17 protein-coding genes and 1 tRNA gene are annotated in these 20,293 nt (G+C 70.8%); 2 read left to right on the top strand and 16 right to left on the bottom strand.

Annotation, left to right across the window (positions count from 1 at the left end; genetic code table 11):
* A tRNA-Ala gene (locus tag ABGB14_RS46535) sits at window positions 1-73 on the bottom strand.
* A 110-nt stretch (window positions 74-183) separates the two neighbouring features.
* A complete protein-coding gene (locus ABGB14_RS46530) occupies window positions 184-1,665 on the bottom strand; it encodes a von Willebrand factor type A domain-containing protein (protein ID WP_347650303.1) in 1,482 nt (493 codons plus the stop codon).
* Window positions 1,666-1,889: 224 nt separating this feature from the next.
* On the opposite strand from ABGB14_RS46530, the gene ABGB14_RS46525 reads away from it, so the two are divergent.
* Window positions 1,890-3,563, top strand: a complete 1,674-nt coding sequence (locus ABGB14_RS46525) for an asparagine synthase-related protein (protein ID WP_347650302.1) — start codon at window positions 1,890-1,892, stop codon at window positions 3,561-3,563.
* On the opposite strand, the gene ABGB14_RS46520 is transcribed toward ABGB14_RS46525, so the two are convergent.
* From ABGB14_RS46520 to ABGB14_RS46505, 4 genes are all read right to left on the bottom strand, one after another.
* On the bottom strand, window positions 3,532-4,074 hold the full coding sequence (locus tag ABGB14_RS46520; RefSeq protein WP_347650301.1) for a TIGR03086 family metal-binding protein: 543 nt from the start codon (window positions 4,072-4,074) through the stop codon (window positions 3,532-3,534). The genes ABGB14_RS46525 and ABGB14_RS46520 overlap by 32 nt on opposite strands.
* A 193-nt stretch (window positions 4,075-4,267) precedes the next feature.
* Window positions 4,268-5,323 carry a 3-oxoacyl-[acyl-carrier-protein] synthase III C-terminal domain-containing protein gene (locus ABGB14_RS46515; RefSeq protein WP_347650300.1) on the bottom strand — a complete coding sequence of 352 codons (1,056 nt, stop codon included), beginning with the start codon at window positions 5,321-5,323 and terminating at the stop codon, window positions 4,268-4,270.
* Between the two features lie 24 nt (window positions 5,324-5,347).
* Window positions 5,348-6,439: a 50S ribosomal protein L11 methyltransferase gene (locus ABGB14_RS46510; RefSeq protein WP_347650299.1), complete on the bottom strand. Its 1,092-nt coding sequence runs from the start codon at window positions 6,437-6,439 to the stop codon at window positions 5,348-5,350.
* Window positions 6,423-6,809 (bottom strand): TetR/AcrR family transcriptional regulator C-terminal domain-containing protein, encoded by a 387-nt coding sequence (locus ABGB14_RS46505; protein WP_347650298.1) that lies wholly within the window; start codon window positions 6,807-6,809, stop codon window positions 6,423-6,425. The genes ABGB14_RS46510 and ABGB14_RS46505 overlap by 17 nt, the downstream gene beginning before the upstream one ends.
* A 330-nt stretch (window positions 6,810-7,139) precedes the next feature.
* On the opposite strand from ABGB14_RS46505, the gene ABGB14_RS46500 reads away from it, so the two are divergent.
* Entirely contained in the window at window positions 7,140-7,883 is a 744-nt protein-coding gene (locus ABGB14_RS46500; RefSeq protein ID WP_347650297.1) for a DUF2071 domain-containing protein, read from the top strand.
* Window positions 7,884-7,961: 78 nt separating this feature from the next.
* Here the strand turns inward: ABGB14_RS46500 and ABGB14_RS46495 are convergent, their stop codons facing one another.
* The 10 genes from ABGB14_RS46495 to yjfF all read right to left on the bottom strand — a co-directional run bounded on the left by ABGB14_RS46495 (window position 7,962) and on the right by yjfF (window position 20,272).
* A complete protein-coding gene (locus ABGB14_RS46495) occupies window positions 7,962-8,744 on the bottom strand; it encodes an LLM class flavin-dependent oxidoreductase (RefSeq protein WP_347650296.1) in 783 nt (260 codons plus the stop codon).
* 89 nt (window positions 8,745-8,833) lie between these two features.
* Window positions 8,834-10,042, bottom strand: coding sequence for an FAD-binding protein (locus ABGB14_RS46490; protein WP_347650295.1), 1,209 nt, complete (start codon window positions 10,040-10,042; stop codon window positions 8,834-8,836).
* Window positions 10,043-10,140: 98 nt separating this feature from the next.
* Complete coding sequence (gene araA / locus ABGB14_RS46485) at window positions 10,141-11,595, bottom strand: L-arabinose isomerase (RefSeq protein WP_347650294.1); 1,455 nt, start codon at window positions 11,593-11,595, stop codon at window positions 10,141-10,143.
* Entirely contained in the window at window positions 11,592-12,239 is a 648-nt protein-coding gene (locus ABGB14_RS46480; protein ID WP_347650293.1) for an L-ribulose-5-phosphate 4-epimerase, read from the bottom strand. The genes araA and ABGB14_RS46480 overlap by 4 nt, the downstream gene beginning before the upstream one ends.
* A gap of 104 nt (window positions 12,240-12,343) precedes the next feature.
* On the bottom strand, window positions 12,344-13,975 hold the full coding sequence (gene araB, locus ABGB14_RS46475; protein ID WP_347650324.1) for a ribulokinase: 1,632 nt from the start codon (window positions 13,973-13,975) through the stop codon (window positions 12,344-12,346).
* A 56-nt stretch (window positions 13,976-14,031) separates the two neighbouring features.
* Window positions 14,032-15,081, bottom strand: a complete 1,050-nt coding sequence (locus ABGB14_RS46470; RefSeq protein ID WP_347650292.1) for a LacI family DNA-binding transcriptional regulator — start codon at window positions 15,079-15,081, stop codon at window positions 14,032-14,034.
* A gap of 34 nt (window positions 15,082-15,115) precedes the next feature.
* A complete protein-coding gene (gene mmsB, locus ABGB14_RS46465; RefSeq protein ID WP_347650291.1) occupies window positions 15,116-16,375 on the bottom strand; it encodes a multiple monosaccharide ABC transporter permease in 1,260 nt (419 codons plus the stop codon).
* 5 nt (window positions 16,376-16,380) lie between these two features.
* Window positions 16,381-17,910, bottom strand: coding sequence for a multiple monosaccharide ABC transporter ATP-binding protein (gene mmsA / locus ABGB14_RS46460; protein ID WP_347650290.1), 1,530 nt, complete (start codon window positions 17,908-17,910; stop codon window positions 16,381-16,383).
* 61 nt (window positions 17,911-17,971) lie between these two features.
* Window positions 17,972-19,090 (bottom strand): multiple monosaccharide ABC transporter substrate-binding protein, encoded by a 1,119-nt coding sequence (chvE, locus tag ABGB14_RS46455; protein WP_347650289.1) that lies wholly within the window; start codon window positions 19,088-19,090, stop codon window positions 17,972-17,974.
* A 195-nt stretch (window positions 19,091-19,285) separates the two neighbouring features.
* Window positions 19,286-20,272 (bottom strand): galactofuranose ABC transporter, permease protein YjfF, encoded by a 987-nt coding sequence (gene yjfF, locus ABGB14_RS46450; RefSeq protein WP_347650288.1) that lies wholly within the window; start codon window positions 20,270-20,272, stop codon window positions 19,286-19,288.
* Window positions 20,273-20,293: the final 21 nt, after the last annotated feature.

The raw sequence follows: 20,293 nt of genomic DNA, 5'->3' as shown, positions 1-20,293 counted from the left end.
TGGAGCTATGGGGATTCGAACCCCAGACCTCCTCCATGCCATGGAGGCGCGCTACCAACTGCGCCATAGCCCCTTGTCGCGAGTACGAGTGTAGCCGACTTCCCGACCCCCCAAGCACGCATACATCCGGCAGAACAGGGCCGGCTCGGCGCGCGCCCGTGACGCCGAACCGGCCCCGGGTGGTCAGCCGACCGACCTGGCCTTCTCGATGAGCGTGGCGAGCTCCGCCACCATCGGGTCCTCGGAGTCGGTGGCCAGCCGGGAGGCGTGCTCCCCGAGCGTGGACAGGTCCAGGCCGAACGCCTTCTTGTCCCGCAGGTAGCCGGCGAACGCGGCGACGACCACGTCCACCTGGAGCCGGACCGGCGCCTCTTCCCACACGGACCCGGCCAGGTCGTTCGCCCGCAACGACGCGCTCTCCTCGGACGCGGCCCTGGTGTCGGGGTCCTGCCAGCGCACGGTGGCCTGGGCGAGCTGGCCCTTGGCGCCGGGCTTCAGCCGCAGCGCGTACAGCGCCGTGACGGAGTGGCCAGGTCCGATCTCGCCGCCGTCGCGGGTGTCGTCGCGGAACTCCTCGGCGGCCAGCGCGCGGTTCTCGTACCCGACGAGCCGGTAGCTCTCCACCACGGACGGGTTGAACACGACCTGCGCCTTGGCGTCGCGCGCCCGCAGCTCGATGGTGGCGGGCAGCTGCGCGGTGAAGATCTTGTCGGCCTCCTCCTGGGAGCTGACGTAGACGGCCATGCCGTCGCCGTTGTCGGCGAGCTGCTCCATGAGCTCGTCCCCGTAGTCCCTGCCGACGCCGACGGTGAGCAGCGTGACCCGCTTGGCCGCGTGTTCCTCGACCCGGTCGAGGATGGCCCGCCACTCGGTGCTGCCCTGGTTGGCCAGGCCGTCGGAGAGCAGGATGACCCGGTTCGTGGCGGCGGTCCTGAACGCCTTGGACGCCTCCTCGTAGCCGGCGACCAGGCCGCTCTCCAGGTTGGTGCCGCCGTCGACGGCCAGCTCGTCCACGGCGCCGCGCAGTTCCTCCCTGGCGGTCAGCGGGGTCATCGAGGCCAGCACGGTGGCCTCGTCGCTGAACGCCACGATCGACACCTGGTCGCCGGGCGCGAGCTGGTCGAGCAGCTTGTTCAGGGCCGACTTGACGAGGTCGAGCCTGCCCGGTTCGGCCATCGAGCCGGACACGTCCACGACGAACGTGAGGTTGGCGGGCCGCCGCTGCGCGGCGTCGGTGCCGCGCGTCTGGAGGCCCACGCGCATGACCGCCTCGTCGCGGGACGGCAGCTTGGCTCCGTCCACGTGCACGGTGAAGCCGTCGCCTGACGGCTGCGCGTAGTCCTGCCTGAACGCGTTGACCCACTCCTCGGGACGGATCTCGGCGGGCGCGGGCCAGCGGCCCTCCTGGAGGGTACGGCGGGCGTAGCCGTACGACGCGGTGTCCACGTCCAGGGCGAACGTGGAGATCTGGGCCGTGGCGGTGTCCTTGTCGCCGTCCTCCTCGGCGTTCGCCGTCTGTGCCGCCGATGGGACCGGTCGCCGGTCGGCGCCGCCCGCCGGTTGCGCCGCCCGTTCCCCGTCCGCCGAACCGCCTGGGCCTCCACAGGCGGCGAGCGTCAGTACGGTCACCAGTCCTACGCCGACCACCAAGGGACGAAACTTCATCACTTCCACCTCCGTCCCGTACGACGGAACCCGATCAGGCAGTGGCCGGGCCGGTGACGTAAGCGAGCGCAAACCGCGACCGTCGCGTGATCAGTTGTGACAAATGGTGCATTTGAGGTAGGCATGACGCCGTGCGCGTGTATCTGGCTCTGGCCGCGAAGCGACATGACATTTCCACTGATGTCCTGAGCAGGGTCCGGACCGTTGTCGAAACGGCCTTTCCGGTGCCCGCCGACGTCATCCGCGCACGGGAATGGCACGGCAGAGGCGTGTCGCTGCTCGCGTGGACGAACGAACCCGACGACACGCGGCAGCCGACGCTGATCTCCGAGCACGACGGCCGGGTCATCGGGCTGAACGGCCACCTGGCCGATCCGGCCGACGTGACCAGGCTGCCCGGCGACGGCGTGGGCGGCTGCTTCTCCGCGTGGATCGCCCGCGACGGCGAGCTGACCGCGAGCACCGCCGTCAACCGGGTGTGCCCCGTCTTCTACGCCGAGACGCCCGACCTGCACGTCGTCGGCAGCCGCGCCCTGCTCGTGCACCTGGCCGCCCAGCCGGTCGACCGGATCGAACACGACGTGCTCGCCCTGCAGTCCATGATCAGGCAGGGGTTCTTCCTGTCGGACGAGACGCCGTACAAGGGGGTGACGGCGCTGCGGCCGAACGCGCGGCTCGACGTCCGGGACGGGCGGCGCACCATCGCCGAGACCCCGCTGCCGGAGGCGGCGCCGGCGCCCGCGTCGGCGCGGGGCAAGCGGGCGCCGATCGGCGAGCTGGCGGAGGCGCTGCTGGCCACCGTCGCACCGCTGCGTGACCTGGCCGAGCCGGTCAACCTGGCGCTGACCGGCGGGCGCGACACCCGGATCCTTGCGGCGCTGCTGCACGCGGCGCGGGTGCCGTTCCGGGTGACGACGAACGGGCTCGACACCCACCCCGACGTGATCATCGCGCGGCAGATCGCGGCCCGGCTGAAGGTCGAGCACACCGTCATCGCCCCCCAGCAGACCGCCCAGAAGGACGCCGTGCTGGTGGAGCACCCGCTGAGCCGGGCCTGGGAGACGCTGCGCACGTGCGAGGGCATGACCTCGGCGTACGAGTCGATCGTCAGCTATCTGCCGTATTCCGGCAGGCCCACCATGTCAGGGCAGAGCGGGGAGACGCTGCGCGCGGGCAGCCTGAACCTGCTCCAGACCGACCTCGGCGACAGGGCGCTGCAGCGGCGCATCACCACCACCTTCGCCAAGGACGAGAAGATGTTCACGGCGGAGGCCAACGAGCACGCGCGCGAGCTGGCCAGGCCGTGGCTGGCCCGGCCCGACCGGCTGGAGGCCCTCGACCACATCTACATCTGGTACAAGGTGGGCCGCTGGCAGGCCAGTGCCCGCGCGGGGTCGCTGCGGCGCGGCGACCCGGTGCGGCCGTTCCTGGACAACCGGGTGGTGGGCGCGGCGCTGAGCCTGGACCAGAACTGGCGCCTGTCCGAAGAAGTGATCTATGACCTCATCCTGCGATTCGCCCCTCAGCTGCGCGATGTGCCGATCGAGGGGAAACCGTGGCGGTTCGCGGAGGGGATGACCAAGCGGTGGCCCTGGTCCCGCCTGCCCGCCGGGCACATGCCCACCGCGAAGACCGGCGGCGGGTGGAGCTGGCGCACCAGCCCCGGACCCGCACTGACGGACATCCTGCGCACGCAGGTCCTCGGCAACCTGGACGCCCTGACCTCCGTCGTGAACCCCGACGAGGTGCGCGCGCTCTTCGCCGACCCCGTGGTCAGGAAACCGGCCCAGGCCTGGCACCTCTACACCGTCAGCACCCTGCTCACCGGCCTCTATCCCGGCAAGGAGCCCGAAGGGCTGGAGCGGATCACGGTTTCCAGGCCGGATCCCGCCCGATGACTCCGAGGAGACGGTCGAACGCGGGCGCGCTCTCCGGCACCGGCACCTCCTCACCGAACACACCGCGCTCGCGGCCCGTCGGCGCCATCTGCCGGGAGAAGCCCAGCAGCGCGGCCGCCGTCTCCTCCTCCACCTCATAGGTCCTGCCCGTCGCGCGGGCGAGATCCCACCCGTGGGCCACCAGGTCGGTCAGCACCATGGTGGCCAGGGCGCTCTTCGGCAGGCCCATGCCCTGGCTGACGCCCTCCCACGACTCCGGTCGCTCCCAGACGGCCAGCATGCGCTCGACCCGCTCGGGGAAGTCACCGGTGTGCTCCTTCTGCGGGGGGAACTCGCCGTCCTGTGCCAGCGACTCGAACAGGGTGGCGACCCACTCCAGGTGGTTGATCAGCGCTTTCACGTCGTAGTCGGCGCAGGGCGTGGGGAGCGCGAACTCGTCCTCGCCGATCTCGGTGACCAGCTTCGACGTGCGCTCGGCCGCGCCACGCAGCATGGTCAGCGTCTCGTTCATCGGATACCTCCAGAAACCCCCGCCTTGCGGGCGGAGGAGAAGTCGAACTCCTGCGGGGCAGGACAGGGGCAGGCGATCGGCCGCCAGACGGACCACGATATCGAACATTCATCCTAGTCCGCCCGGCCCTCGGCAAGGCCCTGCTGGAGCGCGCCCGCGCACCACGACCAGGCGATCGGCAGCGGATACGCGATCACCAGTGCAGCAGGAGCAGCTCGGCGGAGAACCCCGGGCCCAGCGCCATGAGCACGGCGGGCGTGCCGGGCCGGCCGCGAGTCTCCTGGAGGACGTGGAGCACCGACACCGACGACAGGTTGCCGTGCTCGCGCAACGAACGCCACGTCACGTCGAGCGCCCTGGGCGGCAGGCCGAGCGTTTGCACGATCTTGTCGATGACCCTCGGACCGCCCGGGTGGCAGACCCAGGTGGCGACCTGCTCGGGGGTCAGGCCGTAGTCGGCGAGGAAGGCCTTGATGTCGGCGGCCAGCACCTGCTCGACGAACCCCGTCAGCTCGGGGTCCAGCACGATCCGGAAACCGTGGTCGCCGACCGTCCAGCCCATGAGGTGCTCGGTGCCGGGATAGAGCCTGCTGCGGGTGGCGACGACCTCGGGGCCCTGCCCGCGCCCCGTCGCCACGACGGCCGCCGCTCCGTCGCCGAAGAGGCCGCTCGCGACCAGGTTCGCGATCGAGGTGTCGTCGCGCTGGATCGTCAGCGAGCACAACTCCACGCACACCAGCATCGCGACGTGGTCGGGCCAGCCGCGCAGGTAGTCGTACAGGCGGGACAGGCCGGACGCGCCCGCCGCGCAGCCGAGCCCGAACACCGGCGTCCGCTTGACGTCCGGCCGCAGGCCCGCCCGCTGGGCCAGCTTCGCGTCGAGCGAAGGGGTGGCCAGGCCGGTGGTCGAGCAGAACAGCAGGTGGTCGATCTTCTCAGGGCGCAGGTCGGCCTTCTTCAGTGCGGCCCGCATCGCCTGCTCGCCGAGATCGAGGGCGGCCTCGACGTACGCGTCGTTCGCGCGGGAGAAGGAGTCGAGCTTGGGATAGTCGGCCAGCGCGAGCGCGAGATTGCGGCCCTCCACACCGGTCGCGGCGTGGAAGCGCCGCAGCAGCTCCTCATCGCACTCCGTCAGCCGGGAGAACGCCTCGGTGATCTCCGCCTGCTCATAGCGGTGATCAGGGAAAACGGTCTGTACCCCCGAAATATGCATGGATATCTCCTGCCGCTGAACAGCCCTGGCTAACATGCCGGCCCGCTCCCGCCGCCTCCTTCAGGTCAGCGGGGTCAGCCGCCACAAAGAGGTCACCTCGGCGGCGCGGGCCGCGTGCAGCGGGTCGTCCTCGTCCATCGGGCGGTCGTGCCGCGGCGCGACGTCCATGCGGCCCACCACGCGCAGACCCGCCTCCTCGATCCAGGCCAGCAGGGCGGCGCGCGTGCGCAGGCCCAGGTGCTCGGCGAGGTCGGACAGGACGAGCCAGCCCTCGCCCGCCGGCTCCAGATGCCCGGCCAGGCCGTCGAGGAACCCGCGCACCATCCGCCCGCCGGGGTCGTAGACGGCGTGGTCGAGCGGGGAAACCGGCTTGGCGGGCAACCACGGCGGGTTGCAGACGACGAGCGGGGCGCGTCCGGGCGGGAACAGGTCGGTGCGCACGATCTCCACCTGCTCGGCCAGGCCCAGCCGGGCGATGTTCGCGGCGGCGCACGCGACGGCCCGCTCGTCGAGGTCGGTGGCGACGACGCGGCGGACGCCGCGCCTGGCCAGCACGGCCGCCAGCACGCCCGTGCCCGTGCCGACGTCGAACGCCAGCCGGTCGCCGGGCAGCGGCGCCTCGGCAATGAGATCGACATATTCGCCCCTGATCGGGGAGAAGACGCCGTGATGGGGGTGGATGCGTGCGCCGAGCGCCGGAACGTACACGCCCTTCTTGCGCCATTCGTGGGCGCCGATCACGCCGAGCAGCTCGCGCAGCTGGCCGACCGCGGGAAAGGCGTCTGCGCCGTACGCCTCGGTGCACGCCTCCCGCACGTCGGGCGCCCGGCGCAGTGGCACCACGTGGCCGGCGGCGTACGGGATGAGCACCATGCCGAGCGTGCGGGCCCGCTGGGACTGCGCCTGGCGGTAGCGGTGGAAGCCGCTGCCGGGCGCGGCCGGCTTGCAGCGGCGGCCCATGGCGCGCAGGAGCTGCCGGGCGTTCTGGAAGTCGCCCTGCCACAGCAGCGCGGTGCCCTCGCAGGCCAGCCGGTAGGCGGTGTCGGCCTTCATGCGGTCGTCGGCGACCACCACGCGCGCCGGCGGCGGCGCTCCCAGCGCCGTGCGCCACGGCGCCGATCGTTGCTGCCCCGCCTCACTCCAGTTGATCATCAAACCCGACCGTCTCACGGACCGCGCCCGGGCGGCCACCGTTTCCGTGCAGGAGCCCTCTCACCAGCGCGCGCACCCCCTGCTCGTACGTGTCACGCGCGGTCAGCTCGGCCCACCTCCCCCCCACCTCGCCGAGCCGCGGGAACTCCCGAGCGTCCAGCTCGGCGAACACGCGGTCCCTGTACGTCATGTTCCCATCTTCGCGCCTCCTGCCCGCCGCCGCCCGCGCGGCGATCTCGCCCGCGGTGTAGTGCCAGATGATCCGGTAGGCGTCCACGGCCTGCTCGATCGTCAGCCCCGCGCTCATGGCCGCGTCGATGATCTGCTCCGGGTACCACAACGCTCTGACCGAGAGCGTCGAGCCCGCCAAGCGGCTTCCGGCGCGACCTGGCGGACCTCCGCCGGCCGCCGGGCGGATCGGACCTGCGTACGCACTGCCTGGCGTTCCGCGACGCGCTCCACCTCCACCACGCGGAGGAGGACCGCCGGCTCTTCCCGCACCTCGGCGGCGAGCATCCCGAGCTGGCCGAGGTGTTCGCATGCCGGGGCGGCCACGTCGCCGTCGCCGCCGCCTCCCGACGCCCCCGCGAGACCAGATCGCAGGGCCGGATCTCCGTTCGCCTGCGCCGCTTCTTGAGAAAATCGGCGGGATGTCCCGGCTTCTCGCGGTCCGGCAACCGATGATCGTATTCTTCGGGGCATGAGCTTCACCGGCACGCCCCGGCCGCGCCCGCGCTGGCACCACGCGCAGACCGAGCTCGACGACTTCGCGATCATCAGCTATTCCGTGGACGCCGACGCGCTGGCGCGGCATCTGCCTGACGGCTTCGAACCGATGAAGACGGCCTTCGCCGGCGGCCCCGGCGCCCTCGTCTCGGCCGTGGCCTTCCGCGACCGCGACTTCCACTTCCGCTTCCTGCCGCCGGCCGCCATCAGCTGCGGGCAGATCAACTACCGCACCTACGTCACCGCGTACGGCAAGCCGGGCGTCTGGTTCTTCGGCACCAGCCTCGACCACCCGGTGGTCGCCGTCCCGCAGCACGTGTGGGGCATGCCGTGGCGCCGCGATCGCATCCGCATCGAGGCCGACTGGGTCGCCGCCCCCGCCCGCTGGCGGCTGGAGGCGGGAGGCGCCCACTGCGAGGCCGCCGAGTCACCGGAGCCGCCCGCCACGCTCGACGGCTTCGATGGAGAGTCCGACTGGCTGGAGCGCCTGACCCACCCCACCCAGGGCTGGTATCTGCGCAGGGACGGGAGGATCGGCGCCTACAGCATCTGGCACCCGGTCATGCGGCCCCGCCACCTCTCCGCCACCTCGGCGAGGTTCCCGGTCTTCGAACGCCTCGGCCTGATCACCGCCGGCACACGTCCCCACTCGGTCCTGGCCCAGCCCCATCTGCACTTCGACATCCACACCCCGCCCCGCCGCCTCCGCCTCCGGTGAACCGGGCCCGAGCGCCCGTGCAGGGTGCCCTCGATGCGGTCATGGGCTCAGCGTGCCGCACATACCTGCCAGGTCCCGTCAGGTACCGGCGAGCCTTTCGACCACGGGCGCGAAGGCGTCCATGCACTGGGCGTTCACCGTCACGTACGAGATGCCGAGCCTGTCGCGGCGGCGCCGCAGGACGTCGGCCATCTCGTCGACCGTGCCGGTGAGGATCCCGCTGCCGGTGCGGCCGAAACGGCCGAGCAGCCGGCCGGGCGGCTCGCCGCCGGCGACCGCGAGGTTCATGCTGAGCTCCAGGTCGTCGTAGCGGTCGCCGGCCAGCTCGTACAGCTCGTCCAGCTTCGCCGCCACCTGCTCCTCCGGGTGGTGCGGCGGCACGCCGATCGCGACCGTGTCGGCCTTCCTGGCGGCCAGCCTGAGCAGCTTCGTCCCGGCCGCGGCCACCAGGACGCGCACGTTCTTGACCGCGTCGATGGTCCTGGAGATCCGCTCGATGCGCTGGCCCGGCGTGCCGAACCTGACGCCGAGCGCGGCCGCGTCCTGCTCGGCGCCCGGCCGGCCGGCCCCGAGACCCAGCTCGAACCGGCCGCCGGTGAGCGTGTGCAGGGTCGCGGTCTCCCACGCGACGGCCTCCGGCGTCCGGTACGGGGCGCTCACGACGTACGTGCCAACGCGCAGGGTCGTCGTGGCCGTGGCGGCGACGGCGGCGGCGGTGAAGGGAGAGAGCGTGGCGATCGTGTCGGGCACCAGCAGCGTGGCGAAGCCCAGGCGCTCCGCCCGGCGGGCCAGGCCGGTCCACGAGGCGGCGTCGGGCGCTTGTCCGGCGACCGCGCCGAAGCGGAACGGGAGATGGTTCATGGTCCAACGATCGAGGACGCCCGTGCCCGGCGCATCGTCCCCCGGACCCGTGATCCGCTACATCAGGGGGCGCAAGCCCTGGCGGCTTCCTACTCCCGCAGCAGTATCCGGGTGAAGTCGTTGGCGAACTTGCCCTGCGGGTCGAGCCGCCCCACCAGCGAGCGGAAGCCGTCCGGGCAGGACGGCCACGCGGTGAACAACTTGCCCCAGTGGGGCCGCGGCTCGAACGGCGCCAGCGTCTCCTCGACCAGCTTCAACACCGGCAGCACCGCGGCGACGTCGCGCACCCAGGTGAAGTGGATGCCCACGCTGTCACGGCCGTGGAACGGGCTGAGCCACAGGTCGTCGGCGGCGACCGTGCGCACCTCCGAGATGTGCAGGACGGGCCGGATCCGGTCGCCGATCGCGAACAGCTCGCGCAGCGCCTTGACCGCGTGTTCCCTGGGAAGCAGCAGCTCCGACTGCAGCTCGTCGCCGGCGCCGCTCGGCTCGTGGTCGGCGCGGAAGTGCGGCAGCCGGTCGTGCCACGGGCCGGGCACTCCGAGCTGGGTCGTGCAGTTGTCGGCCGGCATGGACGGCAGCGGGTGGCGGGGGCCGTCAGCCGGGCGGGTGGCGTACCAGTCGGGGCTGGTCAGCTCGTCGGCGCGCTTCAGCCAGACGCGGGTGTCGCGCCAGTCGGTGAAGAGGCTGACGCTGTAGCCGCTCGCCATGATCTCGTCGAAGTCGCCGAGCGCGTCCGCGTGCAGCCCTTCGCGGACGTACTGGCGCAGCTCGAAGGCGGGCACGAGGTCGAGCGTCAGCGACGTGACGACGCCGAGCGCGCCGAGCGCCACCACCGCGCCGGGGAAGCCGGCGTCGCCGCGGGAGAGCGTCAGCACCGTGCCGTCGGCGGTGACGAGGTCGAGCGAGGACACGGCGGCGGCCAGGCTGGGGATGCCCTCCCCCGAGCCGTGGGTGCCGGTCGCGACGGAGCCCGCGACCGAGATGTGCGGCAGCGAGGCCATGTTCGCCAGCGCGAACCCGGCCTGGTGCAGCACGGGCGCGAGCCGCGCGTACGTCATGCGCGCCGGAACCCTGGCCTGGGCCGCCGCGCTGTCGATCTCCACGGCCTCGGGCATGCGGTCGAGGACCACGAGGTCGCCGGTGGCGTCGGCGACCTCGTTGAAGGAATGAGCGCTGCCCAGCGCCCGCACCCGGTCGCTGGCGGCGACGAGCCGCTGGAGCTCGTCGAGGGAGGTGGGATGGTGCACGTCTCGAGCGCGGAATGCGGTGTTGCCCGCCCAGTTGGTCAGCGTCACGGCCCTCACCTTGCCACAGTCGTCCTCTGTCGATCCTGCCGGGGTTCGCCCCGCCCCGGCGGGCGGCGGCGCCGAGGAGGCCGCCGCCCGCCGGCCGGTCAGAAGCCCTGGGCCAGGCGGTAGTACGCCTGGTTCCAGCGCAGCTCCCTGGCGAACCGCTCGGTGGTCGTCCCGGCATCGATGATCACGAGCTCGACGCCGAGCATGTCGGCCAGATCGGTCAGCTCGTCCCGGCCGACGGCCGTGGACAACACCGTGTGGTGGGGCGCGCCCGCGGCGAGCCACGACTCCGTGGACGTGCGCAGGTCGGGGTGAGGGCGCCACACCGCGCGGGCCACGGGCAGCTTGGGCAGCGGCTCGGGCGGGGCCACGACGTCGATCTCGTTGGCCACCAGCCGGAACCTGTCACCCATGTCCGCCAGGCCGACCACGATGCCGGGGCCGGGCTCGGCGTCGAAGACGAGCCTGACCGGGTCCTGCCTGCCGCCGATGCTCAGCGGGTGGATCTCGCAGGACGGGGTGCCGGCGGCGATGGACGGGCAGACCTCCAGCATGTGCGCGCCCAGGATGAGCTCCTGGCCGGGCGTCAGATGGTAGGTGTAGTCCTCCATGAACGAGGTGCCTCCGGGCGCCATGGCCTTGAGGGTGCGCAGCAGCACCGACGTCTTCCAGTCGCCCTCGCCGCCGAAGCCGTAACCGTCGGCCATCAGCCGCTGCACGGCCAGGCCGGGCAGCTGGCGCAGGCCGCCGAGGTCCTCGAAGTTGGTGGTGAACGCCCTGAAGCCGCCGGTTTCGAGGAAGCCGCGCAGGCCCAGCTCGATCCTGGCCGCGTAACGCAGCGACTCGTGCCGCTCTCCGAGCAGCTCGGGGGCGACGGTGTACTGCTCGGCGTACTCCTTGACCAGCGCCGTCACGTCGGCGTCGGCGGCGGCGTCCACGGCCTCGACCAGGTCGTTGACGCCGTAGGTGTTGACGGACACGCCGAAGCGCAGCTGCGCCTCGACCTTGTCGCCCTCGGTGACGGCCACGTCGCGCATGTTGTCGCCGAAGCGCGCCAGCTTCAGCGTGCGCACCTCGGCCAGGCCGCGGGCGGCGCGGACCCAGGTGAGGATGCGCCCGGCCACGGCCGGGTCGCTGACGTGCCCGGCCACGGTCTTGCGCGGGACGCCCAGGCGCGTCTGCACGTGGCCGAACTCGCGGTCGCCGTGGGCGGCCTGGTTCAGGTTCATGAAATCCATGTCGATGGAGCTCCACGGCAGCTCCACGTTGGCCTGCGTGTGCAGGTGCAGCAGCGGCTTGCGCAGCGCGTCGAGCCCGGTGATCCACATCTTGGCCGGCGAGAACGTGTGCATCCACGCGATCACGCCCCCGCACGAGTCGTCGGCGTTGGCCTCGAGCATGATGCGCCGGATCGCCGCCGCGTCCGTGAGCACGGGCTTCCACTCCACCGGCATGGGCAGCTGCTCGGCGATCCGCCGGGACTGCTCGGCCACCTGGCGCAGCGTGTCGTCGCCGTAAAGTCCCTGGCTGCCGGTCAGAAACCAGATGTTCAACGCGGGCTCCTCTGTCCGTAGACGTTCTGGTAGCGGTCATAGAGGCGGTCGATGTCGTCCTGCGGAATGGGCAGCGGCTCGCCGAGCTGCCTGGCCACGTGGACGGTGCGGGCCACGTCCTCGCACATCACCGCCGCCTTCACGGCGGCCTTGGGATCCTTGCCGATGCTGAACACCCCGTGGTTCTGCATGAGCACGGCCTTCGAACGGTGGCCCTTGAGCGTCTCCACGATGCCCTGGCCGATGGAGTCGTCGCCGATCAGGGCGAACGGGCCCAGCGGGATCTCGCCGCCGAACTCGTCGGCCATCGCGGTCAGCACGCAGGGGATGGCCTCGCCGCGGGCGGCCCACGCCGAGGCGTAGGTGGAGTGGGTGTGCACGACGCCGCCCACGTCGGGCATGTTGCGGTAGACGTACGCGTGCGCGGCGGTGTCGCTGGACGGCGAGTGCGCGCCTTCGACGAGATTGCCGTCGAGGTCGCACACGACCATGTTCTCCGCGGTCAGCTCGTCGTAGGAGACGCCGGACGGCTTGATGACGAACAGGTCCTCGCCGGGGATCCGCCCCGAGACGTTGCCGGCTGTCCAGACGACCAGCCCGTAGCGGACCAACTCGGCATGCAGGCCGGCCACCGTCCTGCTCATGGCCTCACTCCGTTCGCCGGCTCGGTCCCCAGACGCCGCCGCCCTCCCCCGCTCAGGTCGCTGCGCTCCCGCCGCTCCTCCGGACGACGGCACTCCCTCGCGGGTCATGGGTGGGCCTCGTTCCTGATGGTGCGCAGGGTGTGCAGCATGTGTCCGTCTCCGAAGAAGTCGTGGAGCTTGCGGTATTCGGCGTAGAGCCGGTCGTAGGCGTCGGCGCGGGCCTGGTCGGGCACGTACGCGGCCTCGGTGCGCTTGCCCATGGCCGCGGCCGCCTCCCCGATCGAGGGGTAGGCTCCGGCGGCGACGGCGGCGTGGATGGCCGAGCCGAGCGCGGGCCCCTGGTCGGAGCCGATGGCCGACAGGGGGCGGCGCAGCACGTCGGCGTAGACCTGCATGAGGAAGGGGTTCTTCAGCAGGCCGCCGGCGACGACGAACTCCTCGACCGGCACGCCGGCCTTCTCGAACGTCTCCACGATCATGCGGGCGCCGTACGCGGTGGCCTCGATGAGCGCGCGGTAGACGTCCTCCGGCCTGGTGGCCAGCGTCTGGCCGACGATCACCCCGGAGAGGTTGTGGTCCACGAGGACCGAGCGGTTGCCGCCGAACCAGTCGAGCGCCACCAGCCCGTGCTGCCCCACGGCCTGCTTCTCGGCCAGCGACGTGAGCTGCTCGTGCCCGTCCGCGCCGAAGGAGTCGACGAACCAGGCGAAGATGTCGCCGACGGCGGACTGCCCGGCCTCGTAGCCCCACAGGCCGGGCACGATGCCGTCCTGGACGACGCCGCACATGCCGGGCACCTCGGCGAGCTGGTCGCTGGGCATGATGTGGCAGGTGGAGGTGCCCATGATGGCCACCATCTGGCCGGGCCGCACGGCGTCCGCGGCGGCGGCGGTGACGTGGGCGTCCACGTTGCCGACGGCGACGGCCACGCCCTCGGTCAGCCCGGTCCATCCGGCGGCCCGCGCGGCCAGCCGGCCGGCGAGGCCGCCGAGCGGGGCGAGCGTGACGCCGCCGGCCCCATCTCCGATCTGGTCGCCAACCTGGCCGGTGGCGAGCTTGGCGGCGAACCCGGCGAATCCGGGGTTGAGCGCGGCGAGGAACTCCTCCGACGGGTAGTGGCCGTCCTGGAAGACGCCCTTGTAACCGGCGGTGCAGATGTTGCGGCTCTCGACGCCGGTGAGCTGCCAGATGATCCAGTCGGCGGCCTCGATCCAGCGCTCGGCTCTGGCGTACACGTCGGGGGCCTCTTCGAGGACCTGCAGGCCCTTGGCGAGCTGCCACTCGGAGGAGATCTTGCCGCCGTAGCGGGGCAGCCAGCTCTCGCCCCGGCGCGCGGCCAGGTCGTTGATCCGGTCGGCGTGGGGTTGCGCGGCGTGGTGCTTCCAGAGCTTGGGCCAGGCGTGCGGCTCGCCGGGCGTCTCGAAGCACAGCGGCGTGCCGTCGGCGGTGGCGGGCAGCACGGTGCAGGCGGTGAAGTCGGTGCCGATGCCGATCACCTGCTCGGGCGCGACGCCCGCGGCGGCGACCGCCTCGGGCACGGCGGTCCTGAGCACGTCGATCCAGTCCTGCGGCGACTGCAGCGCCCAGTCGGGGCCGAGCCGTACGCCGGAGCCGGGCAGTTCCGTCTCGATGACGCGATGGGCGTACTCGTGAACGGCGCTGCCCAGCTCGGCGCCGTCGTGCACGCGAACGACGACGGCACGCCCTGAGAGGGTGCCGAAGTCCACTCCGACCACGTAGGTGTTAGCGTTCACATTGGACTCCAGGGGTTATCCGGGGGCATCCCCATCATCTACCGAGTTGGGGCGGTGCTGGACCTGACGACGAAGGCGGGCCGCACGACCAGGCGCTCGTACGCGGCGGGCCTCCCGTCGATGGACCCGCCGATCGGCCCGCCGGCCTGCCCGTCGATCTGCCTGAGCAGCACCTCGATGCAGTGCCTGCCCACCACGTCGAAGTCCTGCCTGACCGTGGTGAGCGGCGGCGAGAAGAACGCCGACTCGGGGATGTCGTCGAAGCCCACCACGCTGATCTGGTCGGGGACGCGCACCCCCGCCTCACTGAGGGCGCGCAGCACGCCGAGCGCCATCTGGTCGTTGGCCGCGAAGACGGCGGTGACGCCGCCCATCCGCGCCAGGCTCTTGCCCGCCTCGTAGCCGGCGCGCGGGCTCCAGTCGCCGGCCAGCGGCTCGGGCACGTCCCGGCCGGCCTCCTCGAGCACGGCGCGCCAGCCCTGCATCCGGCCCTCGGTCTCCAGCCAGTCGGACGGGCCGCTGACGTGCCACACGGTCTCGTGGCCCAGCTGGAGCAGGTGGCGCGTGGCGAGCCTGGCGCCCTCGATCTGGTCGATGCACACCACGGAGACGTCCGCGCTGTGCGTGCCCTCGACCGCCACGGCCGGCATGCCGGACGGCAGGTTCTCCAGGGCACGCGCGGCCGAGCGCTGCGGGGCGACCACCACCACGCCGTCGACACCCTGCTCGGCGAGGTAGTCGATGGCGTCGCGGACGCCGGCCGCGTCGATCGACTTCAGGCTGACGATGCTGACGAAGTAGCCGGCGCTCCTGGCCGCCTGCTCGATGCCGTAGATCGTGCTGGCCGGGCCGTACAGCGTGGTGTCGAAGCTCACCACGCCGAGCGTCCTCGACCGCTTGGTGACCAGGGCGCGGGCGACCAGGTTGCGCCGGTAGCCCAGCCGGGTGATCGCCTCCTCCACCCGGGCGCGGGTGTCGGCCCGGACGTTCGGGTGGTCGTTGAGCACCCGGGAGACCGTCTGGTGCGAGACGCCCGCCTCTTTGGCCACGTCAGCCATGACCGGCAGACGGCGCTTGGGGGTCGTCACGGTCTCTCCTTTCACTCGGCCGGGCAGGTCGCTGCTAGCGCGCGGCGCCCGCCCTGCGCTTGGTCCACACGTCGAAGGCCACCGCGGCGAGGAGGACGGCGCCCTTGACGAGCATGACCCGCTCGCTCGGCGAGCCGATCAGGGACATGCCGTTGTTGATGACAGCCATGATCAGGCCGCCGGTGATCGCGCCGACGATCTTACCGACGCCGCCCTGGACGGCCGCACCCCCGATGAACGCCGCCGCGATGGCGTCCAGCTCGAAGGCGTTGCCCGCCGTGGGGCCCGCCTGGTTGAGCCGGCCGGCGAAGATGATGCCGGCGATGGCCGACAGCACGCCCATGTTCACGAAGATCCAGAAGACCACCGACTTGACGCGTACGCCGGACATGACCGCCGCCTGGAGGTTGCCGCCGATCGCGTAGATCTGCCGGCCGAACACGGTCCTGCCGGCCATCAGCGAGTACGCCAGCACGAGCACGGCCAGCAGGACCAGCACCCACGGGAGGTTGTTGAACCGGGCCAGTTGCACCACGAGGAAGAGGATCAGCGCGGCGCCGGCCGCCATCTTCACCACGAACAGCGCCATCGGGTCGACCGCCTGCCCGTACCCCTGGCGGGCGGTGCGCGAGCGCCACTGGGCGGCGACCATGCCGGCGACGGCGAAGAGGCCGACCAGCAGGCTGAACAGGTCGGCGCCGTCGAGCGGGCCGAGGCCGATGTTGCCGAGATAGCCGCTGGTGAAGCCGTTGGCGAGCGTGCGGACCTGGTCGGGGAACGGGCCGATGCCCTGGTTGCCGAGCACGGTCAGCGTCAGCGCCCGGAACAGCAGCATGCCGGCCAGCGTCACGATGAACGCCGGGATGCCGAAGTAGGCGATCCAGTAGCCCTGCCACGCCCCGATGAGGGCTCCGGCCACCAGCGTGATGAGCAGGGCCAGCGGCCACGGCACGCTCATGTTGACCATGAGCACCGCGGCCAGCCCGCCCGTGACGGCGACCACCGAGCCGACGGACAGGTCGATGTGCCCGGCGATGATGACGAGGATCATCCCGATCGCGAGGATCAGCACGTAGGAGTTCTGGACGATGATGTTCGAGATGTTCTGCGGCGTGAGCAGGGCTCCGTCGGTCAGCACCGAGAACAGCGCGACGATCAGCGCGAAGGCGATGTAGATGCCGCTCGATCGCAGGTTGAGCGACAGTCCGCCGAGCGACACCCGGCCCGGCTGCCGTGGCGATCCTCCGTCGCCCTTGGCGCCGACCTCCACGTCGGCGGGCGTGATGCTGCTCATGTGAGCTACTCCTGTCCCTTGGTCATGAGGTGCATGAGGCGTTCCTGCGTGGCGTCCCGGCGCGGCACCTCACCCGTGACGCGCCCCTCGGAGAGCGTGTAGATGCGGTCGCACAGGCCCAGCAGCTCAGGCAGCTCGGAGGAGATCACGAGCACGGCCTTGCCCTGGTCGGCCAGGCGGTTGATGATCGTGTAGATCTCGTACTTGGCGCCGACGTCGATGCCGCGGGTGGGCTCGTCGAGGATGAGCACGTCGGGCTCGGTGAGGATCCACTTGGAGAGCACGACCTTCTGCTGGTTGCCGCCGCTCAGCTGGCCGACGATGCTCGACACGCTGGGCGCCTTGATGTTCATGCTCTTGTGGAACTCCTCGGCGACGCGATATTCCTCCATCTCGTCGACCCAGCCGCGCTTCGACATCCCGCGCAGCCCGGCGGCGCTGATGTTGCGCTTGACGTCCTCGATGAGGTTGAGCCCGTACCTCTTGCGGTCCTCCGTGGCGTAGGCGATGCCGTGCCTGATGGCGTCCTGGACGTTGCGGATCTCGACCGGCTTGCCGTCCTTGAAGATCTTGCCGGTGATGTGCACGCCGTACGTCCGCCCGAAGACGCTCATCGCGAGCTCCGTGCGGCCGGCGCCCATCAGCCCGGCCAGGCCGACGATCTCGCCGCGGCGCAGCGCGAGCGCCGCGCCGTCGACCACCTTCCTGTCGGGCTGGTTGGGGCTGTACACCGTCCAGTCCTCGATGCGCAGCACCTCGTCGCCGATCACCGGCTCGTGCGGCGGGAACCGGTTGTCGAGCGCGCGGCCGACCATGCCGGAGATGATGCGGTCCTCCGTGACCTGGTCGGTGGCCATGTCCAGGGTCTCGATGGTGCGGCCGTCGCGGATGATCGTGACGGAGTCGGCGATCGCGGTCACCTCGTTGAGCTTGTGCGAGATGATCACGCAGGTGATGCCCTCGTCGCGCAGGCCGCGCAGCAGGTCGAGCAGGTGCGCGGAGTCGTCGTCGTTGAGCGCGGCGGTGGGCTCGTCGAGGATGAGCAGTCTCACCTCCTTCGCCAGCGCCTTGGCGATCTCCACGAGCTGCTGCTTGCCCACGCCGATGTCGGCGATCGCCGTGGTCGGGTTCTCCCGCAGCCCGACCCGCTTCATCAGCGTGGCGGCCTCGTAGTTGGTGCGGTTCCAGTCGATGAGCCCGCGCCTCGCGCGCTCGTTGCCGAGGAAGATGTTCTCGGCGATCGACAGTTGCGGGCTGAGCGCCAGCTCCTGGTGGATGATGACGATGCCGGCGCGCTCGCTGTCGCGGATGCTCCCGAACTCGCACCGCCGGCCCTCGAAGGTGATCTCGCCCTCGTAGCCGCCGTGCGGGTAGACGCCCGACAGCACCTTCATCAGCGTCGACTTGCCGGCGCCGTTCTCACCGCAGATGGCGTGGATCTCGCCCCGCCGGACGGACAGATTGACGTCCTGCAGCGCCTTGACGCCGGGGAACGTCTTGGTGATCCCGCTCATCCGCAAGATTTGCTCGGTCATTACGCCCCTCGCTCGCAGGCGGGCAGGCCCGGGAACCTCGCCGGCCCCCGGGCGGCCGGCCCTACTTGAGCTGGTCCTCGGTGTAGTAGTTGCCGCCGATGATGACGTCCTTGTAGTTGCTCTTGTCCACGATCACCGGTTCGAGCAGGTACGAGGGGACGACCTTGTTGCCGTTGTCGTAGTCCTCGGTGTTGTTCACCTCGGGCTTGCCGCCCTTGAGCACGGCGTCGGCCATCTTCACGGTCTGCTCGGCGAGCTCGCGGGTGTCCTTGAAGATGGTGGAGTACTGCTCGTCGGCGATGATCGACTTGACCGAGGCGAGCTCGGCGTCCTGGCCGGTCACGATCGGGTACGCCTGGCCGCTGCGGCCGTAGCCGGAGCTCTTGAGCGCCGACAGGATGCCGATGGACAGGCCGTCGTACGGCGAGAGCACGCCGTCGACCTTGGCGCCGCCGGTGTAGGTCTTGGTGAGGATGTCCTCCATGCGCTTCTGCGCGGTGGCCGGGTCCCAGCGCAGGATCGCGGCGGTCTTGAAGTCGGTCTGGCCGCTCTTCACCACGAGCGTGCCGTCGTCGATCTTCGGCTGGAGCACGGACATGGCGCCGTTCCAGAAGAACGTGGCGTTGTTGTCGTCGGGCGAGCCGCCGAACAGCTCGACGTTGAACGGGCCCTTCTCGCCGTCCTCGACGCCGAGGCCCTTCAGCAGCGAGGTCGCCTGCTGCACGCCCACCTTGTAGTTGTCGAACGTGGCGTAGTAGTCGACGTTGGGGCTGTTGCGGATCAACCGGTCGTAGGCGATGACCGGGATCTTGTTGTCGGCGGCCTGCTGGAGCTGCGACGTGATCGCGGTGCCGTCGATCGAGGCGATGATCAGCAGCTTGGCGCCCTTGGTGATCTGGTTCTCGATCTGGTTGGCCTGCGTGGGGATGTCGTTCTCCGCGTACTGCAGGTCGACCTTGTAGCCCAGCTTCTCGAGCTGCTCCTTGACGTTGTCACCGTCGTGGATCCAGCGCTCCGACGACTTGGTGGGCATCGTGACGCCGACCAGGGCGCCGGCGTTGCCGGCCGCGGCGGAGGCGGATGCCTCGGCGTCGATCGTCTTCGTGCTCGAACCGCAGGCCGTCATGGTCACGGCGAGCGCGATGGCGGACACCACGCCCCCGATTCGTCCCAACCTCATGTCATCTCCTTGCGAAGGGGGTCGCGGCAGCGCTGGACGTGGCGGCTGCCGATAGAGCGGTGATTCCCATCACAGAACGTGACGAATAACAACAAATTCCGCGTTCACCACCGCCCGATTGTTATCGTTAACAAAGCCCTTGTCAACGGTCGCCCATAACTGACAGGTAACTTTCCCGAAACGTCTCCTCGCAGGTCAACGGCTTGAGCGGGCCGAGAACACCCGCTGCAACAGGATGAAGACGAACAACAGCAGGCCGATGAAGATCTTCGTCCACCACGAGGAGAGCGTGCCCTCGAAACTGATGATCGTCTGGATCAGACCGAGCACGAGCACGCCGAGCACGGTGCCGAGCAGGAAACCGCTGCCGCCGGTCAGCAGCGTGCCGCCGATGACCACCGCCGCGATCGCGTCCAGCTCCATGCCCACGGCGTGCAGACCGTAGCCGGAGAGCATGTAGAACGACAGCAACACCCCGCCGAGCGCCGAGCAGAAGCCGCTGATCGTGTAGACCGCGATCTTCGTCCGGCCCACGGGCAGGCCCATCAGCATCGCCGACTGCTCGCTGCCGCCGGTGGCGTAGACCGAGCGGCCCAGCCGGGTGTAGTGCAGCACGTACGCCGCCACGACCACCACCACCAGAGCGATGACCACGCTGGGTGAGATCCACAGATCGGCGAACAGGTCGATCCTGGTCTGCGCGAACGCCGTGAACGTCGCGTCCTCGATCGGGATCGAGTCGGTCCCGATCGTGTAGCACAACCCACGGGCCAGGAACATGCCCGCCAGCGTCACGATGAACGGCTGGATGTCGAAGGCGTGCACGATCGCGCCCATCACCAGCCCCAGCCCCGACCCGATCGCCAGCACCAGCGGGATCACCACGTACGGCGGCCATCCCGGCCCCGCCATCAGGCTGGCCGCGATCATCGTCGACAGCGCCACCACCGAGCCCACCGACAGGTCGATGCCCCCCGTCAGGATCACGAACGTCATCCCCACCGCCACGACCAGCAGGAACGCGTTGTCGATGAAGACGTTGAGCACCACCTGCCCGCTGGCGAACCCCTCGTAGCGGATCCCGCCCGCCACGAACATGGCCGCGAACAGGCAGCCGGTCACCAGCACCGGCAGGTACTTCGCGGGCACGGCCCGGCCCAGCGTCATCGTGCTCATGCTCATCGCCTCACTCCGTCCGGCGGG

The sequence above is a fragment of the Nonomuraea sp. B10E15 genome, from assembly GCF_039871615.1.
GTDB lineage: Bacteria > Actinomycetota > Actinomycetes > Streptosporangiales > Streptosporangiaceae > Nonomuraea.
The sequence above is the reverse complement of the archived record's forward strand: the minus strand, read 5'-3'. Positions and strand labels throughout refer to the sequence as shown.